A 19,839-nucleotide genomic window follows, 5' to 3' on the forward strand; every position below is an offset into this window, starting at 1 on the left:
TCCTCAGAACTTGATGTCTTGTAGCGTTAAATTTGTAACATTGCAATGTTATAAAAAAAAAATTAATTAAAAACATGCTTTGGCCATCATATACAAAAGGATTTAAGGCTTATTTAAAGTTGGAACGCTCACTTTCCGGGAACTCCGTACAGGCATATCTTAATGATATTGACAAACTGAGTCAATATTTCAAATCTATTGATGCAGCACCTAATGTAAGTGAAATTTCGGCGACTGACATTAAAGCATTTATAAGTTGGCTAAACAACCTCGGCATGTTGGGAAGCACCCAGGCCAGAATTATCTCAGGCTTAAAGGCTTTCTTCTCTTATTTAATGCTGGAGGAAATTATCGTTGTAGATCCTATGGCGCTCACGGAAGCACCAAAACTCGTTAGGAAACTTCCGGATACACTTAATATTAACGAAATAAATAGTTTAATTGATTCGATTGACGCTTCAAAACCCGAAGGGATGCGAAACAAAGCCATTATAGAGGTTTTGTATGGCTGCGGCTTACGTGTTACAGAGTTAACAGAACTAAAAATTTCGAACCTCTATCCACAAATAGAGTTTATTAAAGTGATTGGAAAAGGGAATAAAGAACGTATTATTCCGATTGGTAGCGTTGCTTTGAAGCTTTTAGATATTTACTTACATCAAATCAGGGTGCATGTAAAAATAAAAAAGGGAAACGAGGATTTTATTTTTCTAAATCGTTTTGGCGCCAAACTGTCAAGGATCACAATTTTTAATTTGATTAAAAGCCTGGCAGTTCAATCTGGAATCCATAAAACCATTAGTCCACATACCCTGCGCCACTCCTTTGCAACACACTTGATAGAAGGCGGTGCAGATTTGCGGGCTGTTCAGGAAATGCTAGGACACTCGAGTATTACTACAACTGAAATTTATACACACCTGGACCGCGACTATCTGCGAGAGGTTGTAACTCAGTTTCATCCCCGTTCTTAAGGATTTGTTCTAGCCATAATCATTCTATCCTTTCCCTGCATGTCTTTTCTTAATTCAATGTTTTTAAACCTTTTATCTATTAGTACCTCAAGTGTTTCGGACCATAAATTCTCGTTGATTTCGAAAAATAAATAGCCATCAGGATTTAAATTTTTAGTCGCAAACTCCGCGATAGCCTTATAAAAGATTAAGGGGTTTTCGTCATCTACAAACAACGCCAAATGAGGTTCATGTGCCAAAACATTCTCATGCATATCCCCTTTTTCAGATTCACGAATGTAGGGTGGATTGCTCACAATAACATCATACTTCTCGCCACCTGAAAACGCAAGAATATCGGCTTCTATAAAATTAATTTCTACAGCGTTTAAAATTGCGTTAGCCTTAGCCACTTGTAGGGCGTCTGCGGAGATGTCCAAAGCGGATACGTCAAGAGAAGGCAAGTTCTTCTTGATGCTTACAGGGATGCATCCAGAGCCAGTGCCAATGTCAAGTAGCGAATGTTTTTTATCTCGAATCTCTTTAATAATCCAATAGGTCAGCTCTTCGGTTTCTGGCCTCGGAATTAAAACATGCTCGTTCACCTTAAACGTTAAGTTATAAAAAAGGGTTTCGCCTAGTACTTGCTGAACGGGTTTACTGGTTTTTAAGTCAGCTAAAATTTTTAAGAGAGAAGCCGAATCATTATCTGATAATGGCTTATCCTTTTTTATAATTAACTCGCTGTAATTTAGTTTTAGGATGTTCGAAGCGGAGAGGTAAAAAATTGATTTAGCTTCATCGGGACCGTACAATTGACTTAAATTCTGTATAAATTCTTGTTCTAGCTCTTTAATGTTCATCGAATGCAAAAGTAATAATTTGGTGCAACTATACTTGTCATAATTTAACTACTTTTGCGCTAATGAGCGATGAATTTTACATTAAACGCTGTTTAGAATTGGCGGCCTCAGCTATCGGGAATGTAAGTCCTAACCCGATGGTTGGCTGTGTAATTGTGGCCGATGACAAGATTATTGGAGAAGGCTATCACCAGAAATTTGGCGAAGCCCATGCAGAACCAAACGCAGTGAAGTCTGTGTTCGATAACTATGGATTAGAAGCCGAATCTTTACTTAAAAAAGCCACTGCTTATGTAAATCTGGAACCTTGTGCACACTTCGGCAAGACTCCTCCATGCGCAGATTTGTTTGTAAAACATCAACTTAAAAAAGTGGTTATTGGAAACCGCGATCCTTTTTCGGGCGTTGACGGTAAAGGAATTGAGAAACTTAAAAATGCGGGCATAGAGGTGCGCAGTGGTATCTTGGATGATGAATGCAAACATTTTAACCGGCGCTTTTTTACCAGAATTCAAAAGCAAAGACCGTTTATTATTTTAAAATGGGCACAAACCGCGAATGGCTATTTTGCTACTCTGGACGGCCATCAAAAATGGATTAGCGGTGGCCTAGCAAAAAGGCTTGCGCACAAATGGCGGACAGAAGAAGATGCCATTTTGGTTGGAAAACAGACTGCGATAATGGATAATCCTCAGCTAACAGCAAGAGAGTGGCCAGGAAAGAACCCGGTTAGACTAGTTATTGATAAAAATCTTGAGGTTCCTTTAAACAATCATATCTTTAATGATGAAGCAAAAACAATAATCTTCAATCACATCAAAACAGATGTTTTAGGAAATGTACACTATATACAAATGGAAGATATGCAGTTTTACCTGCCTCAAAAAATTGCTTTTCAACTGTATTTGATGGATATACAATCAGTAATTATTGAAGGTGGTGCCAATATTATAAATCAGTTTTTGACAGCAAATTTGTGGGATGAGGCCAGGATTTTTACTTCGAAAAATAGCTGGACCGAAGGAATTGCTTCCCCTGTAGTAAATGGTAACTTAGCGGAAGAAATACAAGTGGGCACGGATAAACTTTCACTTTATCATAATTTATCAAACTAAATGATTTACATTGTTTTAAGTATTATTTGCAGTGTAACCGTAGCCGTGCTACTTAAGCTTGCCAAGCGATATCAAATTAATATAATACAGGCAGTTACCGTTAATTATTTAACTGCATTGCTGTTGTGTTTCCTCTTTTTTAAACCAGACCTCAATGTAATAACTGCAGCTTCACCCTGGCCTATATATTTAGGGCTGGCCGTTTTATTGCCCACGATATTTTTATTTCTCGCGGCTTCGGTGAAAAGGCTTGGGATTGTTAAAACCGATATCGCCCAACGCCTTTCTCTATTTATTCCCATTTTGGCAGCTTATTTCATTTTTAAAGAAGATTTTAATCAGCTAAAATTTATCGGCCTTGCTGTTGGCTTCCCAGCCATTGTATTAACCTTTCTAAGAAAAACTGACAGTGAGTCAAATTTAAAAAATTGGGTCTTTCCAATGATTGTCTTCTTTGGTTTCGGAGTAATCGACGTGCTTTTTAAGCAAATTGCGCTGCATAAAGAACTCCCCTACACAACTTCGTTGTTTATTGTTTTTTGCTTAGCTTTTTTGGTGTCTTTAGTGATAGTGATAAAAATGGTAATCCGCCAGAAAACAAAGCTGCAGCTCGTTAACGTGGTTTGCGGTTTAATATTAGGACTATTTAACTTCGGTAATATCTTGTTTTACTTAAAAGCACATAAAGCATTTGCAACCAATCCATCTACGGTGTTTGCAGCCATGAATCTGGGCGTAATCCTTGTTGGAACTATTATTGGAATCGTAGTATTTAAAGAAAGGTTATCAAAACTTAACTACTTTGGAATTGTACTGGCAATATGTGCCGTTATTTTGATTACACTATCCCAGATTTATGTTATTTGATGATGCTTACAGAACGATTGAAGGGCCTGCAGAAGGTATATTCCGTGATAAGGGAAGTAAATTCATCGCATATGCTTATCCTATTCGTGATGAACATGAGGTGAAACCAATTATAGCGGTTTTAAGATCAGAACATAATAAAGCAGGGCATTTTTGCTACGCTTATCGTTTAACGCCAGACCGATCAGTTTTCAGAATTAATGATGATGGAGAACCATCAGGCACTGCCGGTCGGCCCATTTTAAACTGTCTTTTATCTGAGGATTTAACAAATATTTTGATTGTAGTTGTGCGCTACTTTGGTGGAACGCTCCTCGGCGTGCCGGGTTTAATTAACGCCTATAAAAGTGCTACACTAGAGGCACTTAAAGCCTCGTCAATCGTTTCCAGAACGGTAAATGATGTTTATGAAATTCAATTCGATTACCAACAGATGAACGATGTTATGAAATTGGTGAAAGATGAGCAGCTTGAAGTGTTGGAGCAAAATTTCGACATTAAATGCATTATAAAATTTGAAGTACGGAAAGCGCAACTTAATCAGGTTTTAGCTAAGTTTGATAAAATCGAAGAAGTCAGATTAGCCTACCTTCGCACTACATAATAACCGAATATGAAAATAGCCGAAAGTGATTTAATTATTAATCCAGATGGCAGTATTTACCACCTGAACCTACTTCCCGGAGATGTAGCTGAAACAATTATTACCGTTGGCGACCCGGATCGCGTTGGCGAAGTAAGCAAACATTTCGATAGTTTAGAACTTAAAAAAGGCAAGCGTGAATTTATTACACACACGGGTTTTGTGGGAAGAAAACGCGTAACAGTACTCTCCACAGGTATTGGAACCGACAATATCGATATTGTTTTTAATGAACTCGATGCCCTGGTCAATATCGATTTTCCAACCAGAACTGTGAAGAAAAATCTAACATCCTTAAATATCATCCGTGTTGGTACTTCCGGGGCAGTACAGCCAGATATACCGATGGGGACAATTTTAGCTTCATCATACGGTTTAGGTTTGGATGCTTTGATGAACTATTATGTACATGAGCTGTCTGGCGATGAGCGCATTCTGCTGGATGATATCAAAGGTCATTTTGCCCAGTTTAAAAATATTAATCCCTACTTAACAGCGGCAAGCAGCAACCTATTAAATACCGTAGGAAAAAATATGGCCAAGGGAATTACCGTAACGGCGCCGGGCTTTTATGCACCGCAAGGCCGCCAGGTTCGTGCTAAAACCGCTATACCAAATTTTGTAAGCATGATTGGCACTTTTAAAAGCAATCAAAACCAGATTACCAATCTTGAGATGGAAACTGCCGGGATATATGCGTTGGCAAAGGTATTGGGTCACAATGCACTCTCAGTAAATGCGATTTTAGCAAGCAGGGTTAAATTCGAATTCAGCAATGAGCCAGATAAAATTGTTGAAAAAGCAATTAAAATGGTTTTGGAAACACTTTAAATTAAATTTTTGGGATTCGACAGCACTAAACTTCAGGAATTTTCTCCTGAACAAGTTCGTTTTGCGCTGTGTCCAGGTAACTACAAGTCATTGCTTTTAAATCGGTTACCCACTTCTCTACACCTGCATCAGCGGCTTGCCTGCAAAAGGCAAAGTAATCTGAATCCCCGTTTTGGTGGACCTGCAAAGCATGCTTAAGTTTTTCAGCTGATGCCTCACTATTGATTATTAATTCTGGGTATTCATCCGGGCTTGCCTGAACGGGATGATCACTTTCATCGAAGTAAACCGATAATCCGTTAGCAACATATACGTCGTTCCGGACCACACCAAGCTTTTTAATTTCTTCAATAAATTTAGGAAAATCAGCTCCACTTTTTATTTTGGATTCGGCTGCTTCAATTTCTTCGATGGTGAACATAACTATTTATTTACTGAGATTTTAAAAATTGTTGTCTGTGTATATAATTCATCAGGACGCAAAATTGTAGATGGAAACTCGTCAATGTTAACTGCATTTGGATGGTGTTGGGTCTCTATGCAAAATGCATCGAATGCACCATAATATCTTCCATCTTTACCATTTTTTGCCCTCAAATATTTTGAAGTGTACAAATGTGCAACGGGCTCTGTTGTGTATATACTTAAAGTTAAACCGCTTTCCTCCTCAAAAGTTTTCGCAGCTAATGATAAGTCGCCATAAATTTTATCCAGTACAAAGGTCTGGTCATAACCTTCTGATGGATTCCAGTCCTGTTCGAATGTTTTAGGCTGAGTAAAGTCGAGTGGTGTATTCTTGACCGGAATTACCTTTCCCGTTACGCAATAATTTTCGTCTTGTTCTAAATAGGCCGAAGCAAATATTTGTTGTATATGTTTACCAACGTTTCCTCCGTTTGGCGCTAAATTGAAATAGCCATGATGGGTTAAGTTTATAGCCGTAGCTTTATCCGTTTCGCCTTCGTAGGTTAAAATGAGTTCATCATTTTCAGTAAGCTCAAAAGTTAAATCAATAATCAGGTTACCAGGAAATCCTTCTTCCCCATCAACACTTTCATATTCTAGTGTTACAAAAGACTGACCTTCATCACCAATTTCTACAATATCCCAAACCTTCTTATCAAAACCGATATCTCCGCCGTGAAGTGAATCCGTTCCGGTGTTTTTAACTAGCTGATAATGCTCATCATCAATACTAAATTTTCCATCCTTAATACGATTGGCATATCTCCCGATAACTGCACCAATATGTGGGTTGTTTATCAGATATTCTTCATCAAGATATTGCGTTACATCCTCAAATCCTAAAACGATATCCTGCAACTCATCTTTAGCATTTTTAACAATAAATTTATTTATTATCGCACCGTAATTAAATAGTTGAATGTATGTGCCTTTGCTATTGGTAAGTTCTATAGCAATAACTTCTTCACCATTAATAATTTTTCCTGTAGGTATTTGCTGAACGCTCATAAATTGTAACTTAGGGCTTTTGTTTCCTAAACAAACATACCATTATTTAAATATTTTCAACCAAATGAAGATTAAACTTGAGGAAAAATTTGCCGAGCAGTACCGTAAGAATCCTGATGCAGTTTATTTTACACCGGGCCGGGTTAACTTAATCGGCGAACATATAGATTACAACGGCGGTTTAGTAATGCCGTGTGCAATAACTTTAGGAACCTGGGTTGCCATTGCCCCAAATGCAGATAGAAAATTCAGGTTTAAGAGTTTAAATTTTGAAGCTAAAACTGAGGTTGAAAGTAATAAAAGCCACGAAAAAAATGGCAGTTTGTGGGCGAATTATCCCATTGGTGTAATTAACGAATTTATAAAAGATGGGAAGCATATTCCAGGTTTGGATTTTCTCTATTTTGGAAACATTCCCATTGGCTCCGGCTTATCGTCTTCTGCCTCAATAGAAATTGCAACCGCTTATGCGATAAATGATTATCTAAATCTTGGTTATGATAATCTTGAGCTAGTGAAGATTGCAAAACGTGTTGAAAATGATTTTATCGGCCTCAACTCTGGCATTATGGATCAGTTTGCTGTCGCCTTTGGAGAAAAGGACAAAGCCATAGTTTTAGACTGCGAATCGTTGAAGTACAAAATGGTCGACGTTAACCTGGGCAATTATGTGCTTGCAATTATTAATACAAAGAAACCCCGTGAGTTGGCCGATTCTAAATACAATGAACGTGTTGAGGAATGCCAAACGGCTTTAAGGCATCTTAATGAAGAGATTAAATTAAACAACCTGTGCGAGCTTACGGCAGAAAAATTCGCTTTGCACAGTCATTTAATTGAGGATAAAACAATTTTGGACAGGGCCACCCATGTTGTTAAAGAAAACGACCGGGTTCACCTTGCTTCAAAGGCGCTAAACGCTGGAGAATTACAGGAGTTCGGCCGATTGATGTACGCATCACACCAGTCTTTACGAGAACTTTATGAAGTTAGTGGCAAAGAATTAGATGCCGTTGTAGATTTTTGTAAAGATTATGACCATGTTATTGGTGCGAGAATGACTGGTGCAGGTTTTGGAGGTTGCGCTATTGCATTATTAGAAAAAGGTTTTGAAGAAGATTTCGCTAAACATCTTACTGATTTTTACGTTGGGAAAATTGGTTACCCAGCCGAAATTTATGTGAGTGAAATCGGTAACGGTCCGGTTAAATTATAACATTAATATTGATTTCGCTTGCTGGCAGAAATCGTTTTTGAAATGAGAAAATTAAAATTAGATGAGTTAAACCGACCGGATGTTGAAGAATTCAAATCGCAGGAAAAATTACCGGTCGTAGTTGTACTCGATAACGTTAGGAGTATGCATAATGTTGGTTCTGTTTTTAGAACTGCAGATGGCTTTGCGCTCGAAAAAGTAGTGCTTTGTGGCATAACCGCCCAGCCCCCGCATAGAGAAATTGAAAAAACCGCTTTGGGTGCTACACAATCTGTTGATTGGATTCATTTTGTAGATACTGTGACCGCTGTAACTGCCCTGCGTGCTTTGGGCTACGAAATTATTGCAATTGAGCAAGCTGAGCATAGCACCATGCTAAATAACTTTACACCTGATAAAAGCAAAAAGTATGCGTTGGTTTTTGGTAATGAAGTGGATGGTGTTAGCGATGAAGTGATGGCAAAAATTGATGAATGCATTGAAATTCCACAGTTTGGAACTAAACACTCTTTCAACATTACCATTTCTGCCGGCATCGTTTTTTGGGATTTTTTTTCCAAATTGAGGCTTTAAAAATTCAAATGGAAAATCTACTTTTCAAAAAACTACATATAAAGCCAGGATTCATCATTAAAATTATTGATGCCCCCGAAAATTCGGCTTCGATTTTTGATGAAGTACCCCAAAACATTCAGCTTATTTTTGAAGATGTAAATCGGTTTGATGCATTAATTGCTTTCAGCACATCTAAAGTTCAGCTCGAAAGGCAAATCCAAAATGAATTACCTTGGATAAATGATAAAACAATTTTTTGGATTTTTACGCCGAAGAAATCGTCAAAAATAGCATCTGATTTAGATTTGATGAAAACCTGGGACGAATTGGCGAAGTTCGACTTAAGTCCCTGCGCCTCGGCTTCAGTAAATGAGACATGGACTGCACTACGCCTTAAATTTATTTCTGCAATGAAGCCCTCGGGCCTGAGAAATGACCACATCAAACAAAATGATTTCTCGCAATATATTGATGTGGAACGTAAAGTTGTGAAGCTCCCGGAAAGCCTGCTTTCAGCATTGCTACAAAAACAAAGCGCCTTGGAGTATTTTGAAAGCTTATCATATTCCAACAAAAAAGAATATGTTTTATGGATTCTGACTGCCAGGCAAGAGAAAACTAGAGCGATAAGGATTGAAAAAGCCGTGGATATGTTGTCAAACCAGAAAAAAAATCCATCTCAAAAAGCCTAGATTCTTATACCTTTTTCAATTCTGTAGGCAATAGTATACGAAATTTCTGTCAAACAAATGTCTTAAGTAACATTTCTGAAATATTTCTATTATTCGTAAGCTTCTGATTTGATGCTACTTGAGTCTTAAATGACTTAATTGGCAAGATTTTTTCTTAGCGGAGTCAAAACAGTATTATCAAAAGCCTGTTTATGATTACAATTACAAAATAAGAAAACATGAAATCGAGAATTACAAAATCAACAATGTTGGTTGCTTTATTAGGACTATCATCCCAATTATTTGCGCAGGAAACGCCAACGACAACAAGCAGATTCGGAAAACAATCACTAAGAACATGGAGCATTGGTGCTCACGGGGGCATACTTAGTCAAAACACATTTTTAGGTGGTGGAAGCGTAGATGCGAGAGAATTTAAAAGCATTGGTTATGGTGCTTTTATCAAAAAACAAATTTTACCAGCTTTAGGTTTACAGGCAGATTTTTTACGTGGTGAACTTAAAACAGCTAACGCACTGGGAAACTTAGAACAAAAGAACAGCATCTCTTGGTCGGGTTCATTAACCGCAGTTTTAAACATTGCAAATTTCAGTTTAAACACGCAGAATGCAGTATTAATTCCATATGTTAAAGCTGGTGCTGGTTACATGTCTTCAGATTCACAACTTGGAACAACTCAGGTATTTGAAGGAAGAGAAGGCTGGTTTATCCCAACAGGTGTTGGATTTAAATTAGGTGTATCAAAAGGAATTAATTTAGATTTCGGTTACGACATCAATTTTATCAAATCTTCGCCAACTGTCAAAAGTGCATATAACGAAAGCAGGTTCTCTTATGCTCACGCAGGTTTAGAATTCGCACTTGGAAACAAAGAAGAATCACAGTTGCAAAACTACAGCGCAGTGGCTGACTTACGTAAACAAAGTGCAGAAGAAAGTGCTGAATTAAGAAGAGCATTATCTACTGCAGAACAAAATGCAGCAAGAGACAGAGAACAATATGCAAAAGATTTAGCTGATGATGATAACGACGGCGTTGCAAATAAATTTGACAAATGCCCTGGAACACCATCTGGTACAGTTGTAGACGGTTCTGGTTGTCCATTAGCGGCACCAACTACTAAAGTAATTAAAGAAACTACAGTAATTACTGAAGCTGACCGTAAAGTTGTTAGAGATGCGATTTCGAACTTAGAATTCGATTTAGGTAAATCAACTATCCGTTCTAAATCTTATGCTACTTTAAACAGAGTTGCTACATTATTAATGGAGAAAAACTTTAGCTTAAAATTAGCTGGCCACACTGATAACACTGGTGGTAGAGAATTAAACCTTCGTTTATCTAAAGACAGAGCAGAATCAGTAAAAGCTTATTTGGTTTCTCAAGGTGCTAATGCATCAAGAATCGAAGCAACTGGTTACGGTCCAGACCAACCAATTGCAACTAACAAAAGTGCATCCGGACGTCAGGCTAACCGTCGTGTAGAATTCACTTTATTCTAGTCGAGATTAGTTATAACGCAAAAAGCCCCGATTTTAGTTGGGGCTTTTTTGTGTTACAGTATTTCTAAAAGAAGATTGCTTAATTAAGACAACCCTTTTTTGTTTTTATAAGTCATTTTGGCTTTCGTGCCAGCGCTATAATTGTAGTTCTTTAAATTACTGGCCTTCTTTTCGTGAAAAGCAGCACCACGGTCTGCGTTATCTTCCTCGTCTTCTTTTTTCTTCTTTTTTGGTTTAGCGGCAGCATCAACAACTTTCAAATCTTCGGGCAGTTCCATTACGTCCATTCTTTGTCCGATAGCCTGTTCAATTTTCTTCACCTCAATCAATTCAATGTCGGTAGAAAAAGTGATGGCAATTACTTCATCATCGCCATTTTTAACGATTCGCTGAATAAGTGTTTCCTTCTGCTCTGGCACTTCCAAATGAAGAATAAACGGTATACCGCTAATATCCAGCTCTCCTAAATTTTCGTTTGCAACGATGAGAACCCTTGCATTTTCGTTTGCTTTGAAGTCTTCAATATCATCATAACCTTTATCATCGAAAAATAAAGAACGGTAAATGTTGATTTCGCCTTCTTTTGGATGATTGAAATTTTTATATACGGTTTGAGCGGTAAGTCTTGTATTTACAAAAACGATAACCTTATCAAAAAACTCGGCATCGTTTAGCAATATGGTCAAAAGATTTAGCTTAGTTCTAAAATTTGGTACCTGATAAAGCATCTGCGGATAAACCTCTGCTTGTTTTTCGCCGATGTCATCTACCTCAATCGTCGTCGCCGAATCTTTCATAAAAGGTGAAATCATATGATTCAGTTTCTCATGCATAACCTCCGTAAAAACAACATGCTGACTTTTGTAAGCACTATTTGCTAACTCAACAACTGGTAACTGCAAGCCTTTTTTAACGATAAGTTCCGCGTTATCTACAATAAATAACTGAATTTTATTTGTATTCAGCGCAAGTTTCAGGTATAATGCACGTGCCCTATCCGGTACTGCTACAATAATATCGCAACCATCGGTAATCTCATTCATTTGTGCATCCACAGCTCCCCGGCTATCAATTCCTAAAATTCTGAACGTATTGTTGCGATTCAATAATTTAAACTGCTCCAACACATGGTCTACGTGTTCGGCATCAGGAACTAATATTAATGCTCTCGGCGCTTCTTCAAAAGCATATTTCAACTTCATTAACGTAGCTAAAACGTAAGTTGTCGTTTTCCCTGCTCCCTCTGGCCCTACTGCTATAATATCCTGGCCACCCAAAATTCGAGACATGGTTTTAAGCTGGATTTCCTTTGGAGTTAAGAATCCTGCATCCGTCATGGCTGCAACAAGTGGTTTACTCAGTTTTAATTTATCTAATGACACGCCTATCTCTTTTAATTTGAAAATGCAAATATCCTGAAAATAATTAGCTTTTAAGGCATTGAATTGATGGTGTAGATAGACAGCGATCAAACCTGAAAAAATTTAACCAACACAACAACTACACGCTTTAATACGAATCATTATCGTTTAATATTGATTACAGCACATTGAAAATTAGTTTGAAGAAATTAAACTTCTGTAAGATAGCCAGTTAACAGACTTTTCAAAATAAATACTATAGTTCCTATAGACTTTGTATATTAATAAATATATTTGTTCAGTTATTAATTTATAAAAATAGGTTTTGCTCAAAAACAATTAACATGTCGGTCGAGGTTCAATATTTTACCATAAGTGATTATCCAAACATCGATAATAAGTTTGATAAAAGGAAAATTGATGCTGAACAAGCCGAAGTTGAAACTTTAATAATGAAAGCAGAGCTAGATGATTTGAGCGCATTTCTAAATCTGAAACCTGTTTGAAAGCAAGGCCAGTTGACCGATTGGGAGGTTGAAGTCTCCTTTGACTTTATATAATGGTTCGAATCCATTACTAGGCCGCAAAGTGATTTGTTAGCACTTAATCCTGATTCTGCTCAATCAGGCAAGATTTGGTTATCTTATATTTGTTTTGTTGTTAGCAAAGGTTATCCGCGATGGATAACCTTTTATTTTAATCGACTTTCATGCTTGACTCAAACCTGGTTCGCGGGTAAAGTAATTGTGTTTGACCAACATTTCTGTGTTATCATCGTCCTTTTAAAAAGCATTCAACTTGCAAGAAATAAAAAAATAAAAAATCTTAAAACATTTTTTCAACTTGTAGGTTATTTATACAATTCACATTATACTAATCTTTTACAGATTAATTTGTTTGGTTTAAAAAAGGGATTTATGGATATAAATCCCTTTTCTTTTACACAATATTTTTAAAGCTTATATTAGCCGTTCAAAACACACATCTTTAAGTTAGATGAACAGAAAATATTTCCTTTCTTCAATAATTGCTTCAGCAACACTCCTACCTGCATTTAAAGCGTTTTCGAAAAACGACAATGAGTTACCGGCATTTAAAATTCCTCCTTATTTAAAGCCTGGCGACACAATTGGAATAACCAGTCCTGCAGGTTACATTACCCTGGAACAAATCCAGCCAGCCGTGTTGCAAATGCAAAGTTGGGGTTTTCAAGTTAAAATTGGCGGCAGTATTGGCAAACGTGATTTTACTTATGGTGGAACTGATGAAGAAAGGCTGGCCGATTTCCAGCAGATGATTGATGACCCAGCGGTTGGTGCGATAATGTGCGCCAGGGGTGGTTATGGTTTCGTACGGATAATTGATAAAATCGACTTCTCGATGTTCAAACGAAATCCAAAGTGGATTATTGGCTTTAGCGACGTCACCGTTTTGCATTGCCACCTTGCAAAAAAATACGGCATTGCTTCAATTCATTCTAAAATGTGTAACAGTTTTCCGGATGATTGGGCAAAGGCTGAACCCATTCAAATCGAAACCATCTTATCAATAAAAAATGCCTTAACTGGCGAGGCCATGCGCTACAATGCTCCTGCTAATGTTAATAACAAACCGGGAAAAGCCGTTGGAATACTTGTTGGCGGTAATCTAAGCATTATAGAAACACTTGCTGGAAGTGAGTCTGACCTGGACACCAAAAATAAAATCCTTTTTATTGAGGACACTGGCGAATACCTTTACAGCATAGATAGAATGCTTTGGAATTTGAAGCGCAGTGGTAAACTGAAAGCTATACGGGGTTTAATAGTTGGGGGTTTCAAAGTTAAACCAGATGATGTTGGCGAGGAGTTTGGTAAAACCATTTATGAGATAGTTTTGGAAAAAGTAAAAGAGTACGATTATCCAGTAGCGTTTGATTTTCCGGTCGGCCATCAACGCAATAATTTTGCCCTCAAGTCTGGTGTAAGCCATGCCTTAGATGTAAGGCAAAGCATTTCTACGCTCAACAGTCTTTAATTTGAATAACCAGTTAATTTCCGTATAACAGCAGAAAAAAGCCTATTACGCTGGAAGAAGGACGTCTTTTTAACCTTTCGCAATTATCAAACGCTAAACCGTTTTCACTTCATCGTCTGCATAATCTTCAATGTCAGTAATGTAGCCATTTACGAGAAGGAAATCGAATAGTGGTTTTGCCTCTGGCGTAACCGGCATATTACCGGTGGTAATCACTTCGTTGGTTTTTTTATCTAAAAAAGGATAAGCAAACAGGCGCACATTTGTGTTAAACATGTCGTTAACGTAACTCAGCAACTGACCCGAATAATTCTCACCCTTAAAGTTTGTTGAATTAAATACGAACTTCAAATTGTTGATATTCGTAGCCAAGCCAACACTTTTTGGTTTACAACGTGCTAAGTATTTTGCCAAACGGTTATGGCGGGTAAAATTTGAAACGATTACAATGTTTCCCGTATCACACATTTCCTGCGCACGTCTCGCAACCGCTTCCAAGTCAATATCATCGGGTGTTTCCTGGTCGTCGGTTAAAACATTTGTTAATAAAACCTCAATCATCACCGCCAGATTTCCATCTTCAACTTTGTTTGTACGTTTGAACTGGTCGGTCGCCTTATTAAATAAATTAAAGTTTGGTAACGATTTTTGTCCGTATTTGGTCCTTAAAATCATTATGTCCTTTTTATACAATAAGTCTTTTGCCTGTCTGGGATGCGCATCTGAATCAAAAATTGCAGCAGCAGAAAAATCCTTCATAATCATATAAAGATTAAGAAGAATATTATCAACGTCGGGAAATGCGGGGCCTTTAACTGAAATCAGGTCTATTTCTACCGAACCGATGGTTAAGTTGTCTGCTAAAGATTCGACCATCAATTTCGGATCGCGATAATGGTAAAACGCCGCGTATAGCAAATTTACACCTATAATGCCCAGTACACGCTGCTGCATGTTCACATCTGTATCAAGCAAGCGAACGTGAAAAAATATTTCGTTTGGTAAACCTCCCGGCTCGTTCTGAAAACGAATTCCAACCCAGCCGTGTGGCTCGTTGGTACGTTTATAATTTAGAGTAGTTACGGTATCGGCAAATGCGAAGAAAGTTCTGCTTTCGTATTTCTCGCCAGACAAACGCTCATTTAAAAGACCGAACTCGTGGTCGAGCATTTGCAAAAGCCTGTTTTGAGATACATAACGCCCATTTGATTCTGCTCCGTAAATCGCATCACTGAAAGTCATATCGTAAGCCGACATCGTTTTAGCGACCGTTCCAGATGCTGCACCGGCGTTGAAAAAGTTTCTTGACACCTCCTGCCCCGCTCCAATTTCAGCAAAAGTGCCGTAAATTCTTGGGTCAAGATTTATCTTAAGGGCTTTACGTTTTGTATCCAAAATTTCTCTCTCCATGGCGCAAAAATAGTAAAAATCATTAGTTCAATCGCATCATTGGTTATTTGTTTAGTTATGATTTAACGTGAGCGGTTGCAAACCCCATACAGCCTAAAACAAAATAAGGTTAACGCTATCCAGCGTTAACCTTATAAAACCTAAACTTAAACTATTATGAAAAACCCTCTTTCGAGAATACTTTTATTACGATACAACAATTTCTTTGTGTTGTAATTTCGCATCGTCTTTTTTATTGATGTTAATGCTCAATATGCCGTCTTTATATTCAGCAGTAATTTTATCGCCATCAGCTGTTTCTGGTAAGTTAAATGAACGGGCAAAAGAACTGTAGTCAAATTCTTTACGTGTAAAATCTTTCGCAACCTGTGCTTCATCTTTCTTAACTTCTGCCCAAACAGAGAGCATGTCTTTTTTCAAGTTGATTTGAAAATCTTCTTTTTTCAACCCTGGGGCAGCTAACTCGATAACAAATGAAGTTTCATTTTCATAAATGTTTACGTTTGGCGATTTGTCAACCATTTTGTTTTTAGTTACTGCATCGCTAAACAATGAATCGAAAACATTGTTAAAGTAAGGGGCTGTGTTACGGGTTCTGTTGTTAAAATTTACAAGTGTCATATCTCTAATTTTTTATTTTTTCTAATTGATATTAATCCTTATTCAACTTACATACCAAACCGAATTATTATGATATTTAAGACATTATGGCAAAATATAACTAAACCTAAAGACAAATTGGCAGATGTTCGAGAATTTTCAGCGCAATTCAACTATAAAACCAATATTCATACCCGTTTTATGGATTTTGATATGATGGGCCATGTTAACAATTCGGTTTACTTTACATACCTGGAAATTGCCAGATCCAAATATTGGGAGGAGATTGTAAAATGGGACTGGAAAAAGACCGGTATTGTAATTGCCCACGCTGAACTGGATTATATTTTACCTATTGTGATGAATGATAAAATTGCAGTGCATGTAAAAACCTCGAGAATTGGCAATACAAGTTTCGATTTGGAGTACCAGATTGTAAAAATAAAAGGTGCAGAAGAAGTAATTTGCAGCAAAGGAAAAACCGTCTGCATTGCGGTGGATTACGCAACAAACCGGCCAACGGCTGTCCCGGAAGCGGAAAAGCAGAAGATGCTTGGTTTTGAACAACTGGCTCAGTAAGCCGTTATTAAATTTTAAGCCGGTTATTAAAAAACCGACATTTCTATAAAGTGATGGCTATTTTTAAATGTTTACAGCGTCTGGCATTATCTTGCCTGGATTTAGTATCCCATTTGGGTCGAAAACATTTTTGATACCCCGCATCAGGTTCAAATGAATTTTAGAGTATTTAATTGGCATAAATTCCTTTTGTACTAACCCAATTCCATGCTCCCCGGATAAAGTGCCGCCTAACGCTGTAGTCAGTTCGAAAATCTCGGCAATTCCAAATTTGAGTTTGTCTTTCCAGTCTTCATCACTCATTCCAGCCTTAATAATATTTACATGAAGATTTCCATCACCTGCGTGTCCATAACAAACACTTTCAAACCCATACCTGCCACCAATTTGTTTTATTCCATTTATTAGCTTTGGCAAAGCAGCACGCGGCACAACTGTATCTTCTTCTTTGTAAACAGAGTTTGATTTAACAGATTCAGCCATCGTTCTTCTCATTCTCCAGAGCTCTTCTTTCTGTGCTGCAGTATCTGCGAACAAAACTTCAGTACATTTATGTTCTTCTAAAACGAGATTGGTTTTTTCACAGTTTTTGAAAATATCATCTAAATCATCACCATCAAATTCAATCATGAGCAGGGCGGCTACATCATCTTTCAAATCAAATTTTATATCATCGAATTGTATTACCCACTCTACCCCTTTCCGCTCCATAAATTCCAGCGCAGATGGTGTTACTCCTGCTCTAAAAATTGCTGAAACCGCTGCGCAGGCATCCTCATTTGTATTAAAAGAACCCATCATCAAAACCGACTGACTTGGTTTCGGCAATAGTTTAGTTACAATTTTAGTGACAACACCCAACGTGCCTTCAGAGCCAATCATCAATTGAGTCAAATTATATCCGGAAGCATATTTCAATGTGTTTGCACCAGTCCAAATGATTTCGCCATTTGGCAGAACAACCTCGAGATTTAAAATATACTCACGAATTGTTCCGTACTTCACAACTCTAGGTCCGCCAGAACCATGGGCAACATTGCCGCCGATAAAACAAGAGCCTTTACTGCTTGGATCAACCGGATAAAGTAAGCCTTTTTCGCCAACGGCATTGATAAACTCTTCAGTAATCACCCCAGGTTCAACCGTGGCCTGCAGGTTTTCGGTGTCGATATCTATGATTGCTTTGAAACGCTCCATAGAAAGTGAAACGCCACCATATATCGGTAATGCGGCGCCGCTTAAGCCTGTACCACCACCGCGTGGCGTAACAGGAACGTGATGCGCATTACAAATTTTCAGTATTGCAGAAATGTCTTCCGGCGATACTGGTTTTACCACAATTTCTGGCTGATAACGTAAATCTTCCGTTTCGTCGTGACTATAACTATCTAAGCTTTCTGCATCTGTAAACACATTTTCTTCGCCTATGGCTAACTTAATTTCTGCTAAAATATCTGGCGTAATCTTGGTAAAGTTCATTTTTATTTGGCTGAAGTATAAGATAGTTTCACAAAAGAATGCCCAACTTGCCCTGGCATTGGCGGGTTTAGCTTTTTCAGGCTTACGGTAACATGATCTACAAAAGGGTAAAGTGCAATAACTTTCGAAATTATATTATTCAAAACTGTTTCCAATAGTTTTTGTGTGTTTTTCATCTCGTCCTGTACAATAGTGTTCAGATGTTCATAGTTTACAGTTTTTGCAAGTTGATCGTCAAAAGCCTGTGGCGTAAACTCCGTTTCTAAATCGACAACAAAGTGATTTCCTATCAATTGCTCTTCTGGATAATAGCCATGTAGTGCAAAACATTTTACATCTTTTAAGGCTACAGTTTGTTTGAATTGACTCATCTATATTTTGTAATGCTGCAAAATTAAATTTTTATTCATGAATTTAATGCCCCTTGCGGTAAATTGTTACCTTTGAAATGAACTCTTTTTCTTAACCAGATAACACGAAATTAAATGAGCAAATCAACAAAGAAAGACTTATACGAGGCGCCAGACTATTATTTACTGGATGAATTGTTAACCGATGAGCACAAATTAATTCGTGCAACGGCAAGAGAATGGGTTAAAAAAGAAGTAAGTCCGGTAATTGAAGACTACGCTCAAAAGGCAGAATTTCCGAAGCATTTAATAAAAGGATTGGCAGATATCGGCGCTTTTGGTCCAACAATTCCAGTTGAATATGGAGGTGCAGGATTAGATTACATCGCCTATGGCATTTTAATGCAGGAAATCGAACGTGGCGATTCTGGTATTCGCTCTACGGCATCTGTTCAGGGTTCGCTGGTTATGTACCCTATTTACGCATACGGAAGTGAAGAACAACGCAAAAAATATTTACCCAAGCTGGCCAGTGGTGAAATGATGGGTTGCTTCGGTTTAACAGAACCAGACCACGGTTCCAATCCAGGCGGGATGGTCACTAATATTAAAGACGCAGGCTCACACTATATTTTAAACGGTGCGAAAATGTGGATTAGCAATGCGCCCTTTGCAGATATTGCAGTAGTTTGGGCGAAAGATGAATCTGGCAAAATACGTGGAATGGTTGTTGAACGTGGAATGACTGGCTTTTCAACGCCAGAAACTCACAACAAATGGAGTTTGAGAGCATCCGCTACCGGGGAATTGGTTTTTGACAATATTGAGATTCCAAAAGAAAATGTTTTCCCTGAGATTAGTGGTTTAAAAGGCCCGTTAGGGTGTTTAAACCAAGCCAGGTATGGTATAGCATGGGGCGCTTTGGGTGCTGCAATGGATTGTTATGATACAGCGTTGCGTTATTCAAAAGAACGAATTCAATTCGGGAAACCGATTGGTGGCTTTCAGTTACAGCAAAAGAAACTCGCGGAAATGGTTACTGAAATTACCAAAGCCCAGCTTTTGGTTTGGCGCTTAGGCGTCTTGAAAAGCGAAGGACGAGCCACCGCAGAGCAGATTTCGATGGCAAAAAGAAACAGTGTGGAAGTTGCGCTCGACATTGCCAGAAATGCCCGGCAAATGCTCGGTGGTATGGGCATTACGGGAGAATATTCAATTATGCGCCATATGATGAACCTTGAATCTGTGGTTACCTACGAAGGAACCCACGATATACATTTATTGATTACCGGCATGGATGTTACGGGCTTAAATGCCTTTAAGTAAGCATAGTT

21 protein-coding genes are annotated in these 19,839 nt (G+C 38.0%); 13 read left to right on the plus strand and 8 right to left on the minus strand.

The genetic code is table 11. The annotated features are described in order from the left end of the window. Positions 1 to 74 precede the first annotated feature (74 nt). Positions 75 to 974, plus strand: coding sequence for a site-specific tyrosine recombinase XerD (gene xerD / locus AC0IWT_RS04060; protein ID WP_471796097.1), 900 nt, complete (start codon positions 75 to 77; stop codon positions 972 to 974). On the opposite strand, the gene prmC is transcribed toward xerD, so the two are convergent. After that, on the minus strand, positions 971 to 1,816 hold the full coding sequence (gene prmC, locus AC0IWT_RS04065) for a peptide chain release factor N(5)-glutamine methyltransferase (RefSeq protein ID WP_471796098.1): 846 nt from the start codon (positions 1,814 to 1,816) through the stop codon (positions 971 to 973). The genes xerD and prmC overlap by 4 nt on opposite strands. 62 nt (positions 1,817 to 1,878) lie before the next feature. Here prmC and ribD point away from each other — a divergent pair, with 62 nt between their 5' ends. The 4 genes from ribD to AC0IWT_RS04085 are packed head-to-tail and all read left to right on the plus strand — an operon-like array spanning position 1,879 to position 5,272. Further along, positions 1,879 to 2,931 (plus strand): bifunctional diaminohydroxyphosphoribosylaminopyrimidine deaminase/5-amino-6-(5-phosphoribosylamino)uracil reductase RibD, encoded by a 1,053-nt coding sequence (ribD, locus tag AC0IWT_RS04070; protein ID WP_471796099.1) that lies wholly within the window; start codon positions 1,879 to 1,881, stop codon positions 2,929 to 2,931. Beyond that, positions 2,932 to 3,798: an EamA family transporter gene (locus AC0IWT_RS04075; protein ID WP_471796100.1), complete on the plus strand. Its 867-nt coding sequence runs from the start codon at positions 2,932 to 2,934 to the stop codon at positions 3,796 to 3,798. After that, positions 3,788 to 4,402, plus strand: coding sequence for an IMPACT family protein (locus AC0IWT_RS04080; protein WP_471796101.1), 615 nt, complete (start codon positions 3,788 to 3,790; stop codon positions 4,400 to 4,402). Before AC0IWT_RS04075 ends, AC0IWT_RS04080 begins: the two co-directional genes overlap by 11 nt. Before the next feature lie 9 nt (positions 4,403 to 4,411). Beyond that, positions 4,412 to 5,272, plus strand: coding sequence for a nucleoside phosphorylase (locus AC0IWT_RS04085; protein WP_471796102.1), 861 nt, complete (start codon positions 4,412 to 4,414; stop codon positions 5,270 to 5,272). A 25-nt stretch (positions 5,273 to 5,297) separates the two neighbouring features. Here the strand turns inward: AC0IWT_RS04085 and AC0IWT_RS04090 are convergent, their stop codons facing one another. Then, the gene (locus tag AC0IWT_RS04090) at positions 5,298 to 5,693 is read right to left on the minus strand and encodes a DUF1398 domain-containing protein (RefSeq protein WP_471796103.1); all 396 of its coding nucleotides are present in this window, start codon (positions 5,691 to 5,693) and stop codon (positions 5,298 to 5,300) included. 2 nt (positions 5,694 to 5,695) lie between these two features. Continuing rightward, positions 5,696 to 6,745 carry an aldose epimerase family protein gene (locus AC0IWT_RS04095; RefSeq protein ID WP_471796104.1) on the minus strand — a complete coding sequence of 350 codons (1,050 nt, stop codon included), beginning with the start codon at positions 6,743 to 6,745 and terminating at the stop codon, positions 5,696 to 5,698. 64 nt (positions 6,746 to 6,809) lie between these two features. Here AC0IWT_RS04095 and AC0IWT_RS04100 point away from each other — a divergent pair, with 64 nt between their 5' ends. The 4 genes from AC0IWT_RS04100 to AC0IWT_RS04115 all read left to right on the plus strand — a co-directional run bounded on the left by AC0IWT_RS04100 (position 6,810) and on the right by AC0IWT_RS04115 (position 10,710). After that, positions 6,810 to 7,961: a galactokinase gene (locus AC0IWT_RS04100; RefSeq protein ID WP_471796105.1), complete on the plus strand. Its 1,152-nt coding sequence runs from the start codon at positions 6,810 to 6,812 to the stop codon at positions 7,959 to 7,961. A 42-nt stretch (positions 7,962 to 8,003) separates the two neighbouring features. After that, positions 8,004 to 8,534, plus strand: a complete 531-nt coding sequence (locus tag AC0IWT_RS04105) for an RNA methyltransferase (protein WP_471796106.1) — start codon at positions 8,004 to 8,006, stop codon at positions 8,532 to 8,534. A gap of 8 nt (positions 8,535 to 8,542) precedes the next feature. Continuing rightward, entirely contained in the window at positions 8,543 to 9,208 is a 666-nt protein-coding gene (locus AC0IWT_RS04110; protein WP_471796107.1) for a YdeI/OmpD-associated family protein, read from the plus strand. Between the two features lie 218 nt (positions 9,209 to 9,426). Further along, positions 9,427 to 10,710: an OmpA family protein gene (locus AC0IWT_RS04115; protein ID WP_471796108.1), complete on the plus strand. Its 1,284-nt coding sequence runs from the start codon at positions 9,427 to 9,429 to the stop codon at positions 10,708 to 10,710. A gap of 83 nt (positions 10,711 to 10,793) precedes the next feature. On the opposite strand, the gene AC0IWT_RS04120 is transcribed toward AC0IWT_RS04115, so the two are convergent. Continuing rightward, entirely contained in the window at positions 10,794 to 12,092 is a 1,299-nt protein-coding gene (locus AC0IWT_RS04120; protein WP_471796109.1) for a DEAD/DEAH box helicase, read from the minus strand. Between the two features lie 323 nt (positions 12,093 to 12,415). Between AC0IWT_RS04120 and AC0IWT_RS04125 the strand changes: the two genes are divergently transcribed. Then, positions 12,416 to 12,577 carry a hypothetical protein gene (locus AC0IWT_RS04125; protein ID WP_157274860.1) on the plus strand — a complete coding sequence of 54 codons (162 nt, stop codon included), beginning with the start codon at positions 12,416 to 12,418 and terminating at the stop codon, positions 12,575 to 12,577. Between the two features lie 490 nt (positions 12,578 to 13,067). Then, the gene (locus tag AC0IWT_RS04130; protein WP_471796110.1) at positions 13,068 to 14,087 is read left to right on the plus strand and encodes a S66 peptidase family protein; all 1,020 of its coding nucleotides are present in this window, start codon (positions 13,068 to 13,070) and stop codon (positions 14,085 to 14,087) included. Between the two features lie 93 nt (positions 14,088 to 14,180). Here AC0IWT_RS04130 and AC0IWT_RS04135 read toward each other — a convergent pair whose 3' ends face one another. Both AC0IWT_RS04135 and AC0IWT_RS04140 read right to left on the minus strand, forming a co-directional pair. Then, the gene (locus AC0IWT_RS04135) at positions 14,181 to 15,497 is read right to left on the minus strand and encodes a nicotinamide mononucleotide adenylyltransferase (RefSeq protein ID WP_471796111.1); all 1,317 of its coding nucleotides are present in this window, start codon (positions 15,495 to 15,497) and stop codon (positions 14,181 to 14,183) included. A gap of 186 nt (positions 15,498 to 15,683) precedes the next feature. After that, positions 15,684 to 16,118: an Hsp20/alpha crystallin family protein gene (locus AC0IWT_RS04140; protein WP_471796112.1), complete on the minus strand. Its 435-nt coding sequence runs from the start codon at positions 16,116 to 16,118 to the stop codon at positions 15,684 to 15,686. 69 nt (positions 16,119 to 16,187) lie between these two features. Here AC0IWT_RS04140 and AC0IWT_RS04145 point away from each other — a divergent pair, with 69 nt between their 5' ends. Continuing rightward, positions 16,188 to 16,676, plus strand: coding sequence for an acyl-CoA thioesterase (locus AC0IWT_RS04145; RefSeq protein WP_471796113.1), 489 nt, complete (start codon positions 16,188 to 16,190; stop codon positions 16,674 to 16,676). Positions 16,677 to 16,739: 63 nt separating this feature from the next. Here AC0IWT_RS04145 and AC0IWT_RS04150 read toward each other — a convergent pair whose 3' ends face one another. Then, on the minus strand, positions 16,740 to 18,155 hold the full coding sequence (locus tag AC0IWT_RS04150; RefSeq protein WP_471796114.1) for an FAD-binding oxidoreductase: 1,416 nt from the start codon (positions 18,153 to 18,155) through the stop codon (positions 16,740 to 16,742). A 2-nt stretch (positions 18,156 to 18,157) separates the two neighbouring features. Continuing rightward, complete coding sequence (gene folB, locus AC0IWT_RS04155) at positions 18,158 to 18,526, minus strand: dihydroneopterin aldolase (protein WP_056870391.1); 369 nt, start codon at positions 18,524 to 18,526, stop codon at positions 18,158 to 18,160. 114 nt (positions 18,527 to 18,640) lie between these two features. On the opposite strand from folB, the gene AC0IWT_RS04160 reads away from it, so the two are divergent. Beyond that, a complete protein-coding gene (locus AC0IWT_RS04160) occupies positions 18,641 to 19,831 on the plus strand; it encodes an acyl-CoA dehydrogenase family protein (RefSeq protein ID WP_471796115.1) in 1,191 nt (396 codons plus the stop codon). Positions 19,832 to 19,839 lie beyond the last annotated feature (8 nt).

It is taken from the genome of Pedobacter sp. AC464, from assembly GCF_979253075.1.